The sequence below is a fragment of the Micromonospora echinofusca genome (assembly GCF_017614955.1).
Classification (GTDB): domain Bacteria; phylum Actinomycetota; class Actinomycetes; order Mycobacteriales; family Micromonosporaceae; genus Micromonospora; species Micromonospora echinofusca_A.
Genome location: NZ_WVUH01000587.1, coordinates 1 through 2265, shown reverse-complemented (window position 1 = coordinate 2265; position 2265 = coordinate 1). Strand labels below are relative to the sequence as shown.

At 72.6% G+C, this 2265-nt stretch carries 4 protein-coding genes; 2 read left to right on the top strand and 2 right to left on the bottom strand.

Features of this window, described 5'->3' with window-relative positions:
* The coding region (locus GSF22_RS33020) for a cellulose binding domain-containing protein (RefSeq protein ID WP_208817831.1) at positions 1–353 on the top strand (353 nt) is incomplete at its 5' end.
* A 93-nt stretch (positions 354–446) separates the two neighbouring features.
* On the opposite strand, the gene GSF22_RS33015 is transcribed toward GSF22_RS33020, so the two are convergent.
* Together GSF22_RS33015 and GSF22_RS33010 are read right to left on the bottom strand one after the other, a co-directional pair.
* A complete protein-coding gene (locus tag GSF22_RS33015; RefSeq protein ID WP_208817830.1) occupies positions 447–884 on the bottom strand; it encodes a hypothetical protein in 438 nt (145 codons plus the stop codon).
* Between the two features lie 150 nt (positions 885–1034).
* Positions 1035–1178 (bottom strand): hypothetical protein, encoded by a 144-nt coding sequence (locus GSF22_RS33010; protein ID WP_208817829.1) that lies wholly within the window; start codon positions 1176–1178, stop codon positions 1035–1037.
* Between the two features lie 482 nt (positions 1179–1660).
* On the opposite strand from GSF22_RS33010, the gene GSF22_RS33005 reads away from it, so the two are divergent.
* Positions 1661–2026, top strand: a complete 366-nt coding sequence (locus GSF22_RS33005) for an STAS domain-containing protein (RefSeq protein ID WP_208817828.1) — start codon at positions 1661–1663, stop codon at positions 2024–2026.
* The last annotated feature ends 239 nt before the right edge of the window (positions 2027–2265 follow it).

Sequence of the window (2265 nt, the reverse complement as noted above, 5' to 3'; positions counted from 1 at the left end):
GTACGTCGCCGTGCAGCCACCGGCCGACGTCGACCCCGCCGCCGGCCGGTGGCTGCACGGCGACGTACCGGGTGACCAACTCCTGGGCCGGCGGTTTCCAGGGTGAGGTGTCGGTGCGCAACAACCACGGCGCGTCGATCGCCGGGTGGTCGGTGACCTGGACGTTCCCCAACGGCCAGCAGATCACCCAGCTCTGGAACGGGACCTACACCCAGGCCGGGGCGACGGTGACGGTACGCGACGCCGGCTGGAACGGGCCGCTGGCCCCGGCCGCCACCACCACCTTCGGGTTCCTCGCGAGCGGGACCGGGACGAACTCCGCCCCGGCCATCCTGAGCTGCACCACGAGGTGACCGTGCGGGGCCCGGCGACCGGGATCGGTCGCCGGGCCCCGTGCACGACCGGCGCGGGGTACCGCCGTGCCCCACGTCCCCGGTCGGTCGTTGTCAGCGCTCCGACGGCCCGGCGCGGTCGACGTCCAGCGAGACCGGGGCGTCCGGTCGGTCGACGTCCACGAACTCGATGTCGTCGACCCGGCGCAGGTCGGTGTCGCGGTCGGCCACCGCCCGCGCGGCCGAACCGGCCGCCCAGCCGATCGCGGCGCCCACGACGGCGGCACCGACGAGCCACGCCCAGGGCAGGCCCGGCCGCCGCCCGGCGAGGGCGTCGAACGCCCGGGTGGCCCGGTGCCATGCCTCGTCGGCGGCGGCACCGACCCGGTCGCCGGCCTCGTCGGCCAGGTGCGAGGTGCCGCGCCCGGTCGACCGTGCGGTGTCCCGGAGGCTGTCCCCGGCGGAGTTCACCGCCGAGACCAGTTGCTGCCAGGCCTGGTCGGCGATGCGCTCGGTCTTCTTCCGGCGGTCCAGCAGGTTGCTCCCGAACATGGCGGTACCTCCTCGGATGCCGACAGCAGTGGCCACTTCGGACAGGGGGCTGTACGGCGTGGTTGTGGTTACGCCCTCCGAGGTGCCCGCACGGGTTCGGCGGCAAACCCGCGATCACGCACGGGAGTCGGCCGTGGGCGGATCAGACCCTCAGTTGACCACGACGACGGCCACGCCACGGGCGAAGTCGTCGTCATCGTCATCGTCGTCATCGTCGCCGCCACCGAACCCGCAGGCCAGTACGAGTGCGAGCAGTGCCCCCACGCCGGCCAGCCCCAGCAGTTTCCGCAACATGAAAAGCCTCCCGGACGAGTGGGTATCCCTTGTCGTCGATGCTAGTCGCCGGGTGTCGACCCCGGTCCGGGTCCGGCCAGTCGGTTCGGGTCACCGGTTCGCCGGGGCGGCCTCCACCGCACGGCTGACCGCGGCGCCACCCGGCCCCGCAGCGGCAGCTGGCCGCGACGCCGCCGGCTCCGCGCCGCGGCTGGTCCGGCAGCGGGTCGGACGTCGTCGGCCCGGCCTGCCGGTGCGGCTGGGGTCCGACGGCTACTCTGGTGCGGCCGGGCGAGTGCTGTCCGGAATGGCCTCGGAACCCCCGGCTGACCGAAATTTTTGGGGCTTGTCATGCTTGATGTCCTTCTTGGGCTGGTTTGCAACGCCCGATTCGGCGAATTGCTCATCCCGGGGGGTGGCGACCGAGGGTGGGGGAGGAATACTCTCGGTCGCGGCCCGCGTACTGATGAGGCGCCCGGTTGCGGGCGAGTGGAGGTGCTCGCGTGAGCCTGTCGATCGTCAAGACTGTCCTTCCCGGTGGGGTCGTCCAGATCTCGCCGCGCGGCGAGATCGATGTCGACACCGCGTACGAGGTCAAGGAAGCCGTCGCCGAGGTGCTGGCGAAGGGCCGCCCGGCGCGGATCGAGTTGAACATGCGCCTCGTCACCTTCATCGACTCGGTCGGTATCAGCGCCATGGTCGCCGGTTTCCAGACCGCCGGGGTCAGTGGCGTCAAGCTCGTGGTGACCGAGCCGAGCCGGTTCGTGCACCGGCAACTCTGGGTCACCGGGCTGCTCGGTCTCTTCGGCGCCCCGGAGCCCTACTTCGCCGGGACGAACGCCACCGAGGCGAAGACCACCGGGGTCTGACCCCGGCCCGACCGGTCATGGCGCCGGTCCCGGGCGCCTGTCATGCTCGTGCTGGCCGGGTCGCCGTCCGCGTCGGCGTGCGGTCCGGCAGTCAGGAGGCACGGTGCGCAGGCAGGACACCTTCACCTACACCGTGCAGGCGCGCTGCACCCCGGAGCGCGCCTCGGCGCTGCTGGCCGACCTGACCCGGCAGGTCGAGCTGCACCCGTTGATCGTCCGGGTCACCCCACGGCCCACCC

Coding starts and splice junctions, on each gene's coding strand:
- GSF22_RS33015 (WP_208817830.1), bottom strand. CDS start 884: ATGTTCGGGAGCAACCTGCTGGACCGCCGGAAGAAGACCGAGCGCATC.
- GSF22_RS33010 (WP_208817829.1), bottom strand. CDS start 1,178: ATGTTGCGGAAACTGCTGGGGCTGGCCGGCGTGGGGGCACTGCTCGCA.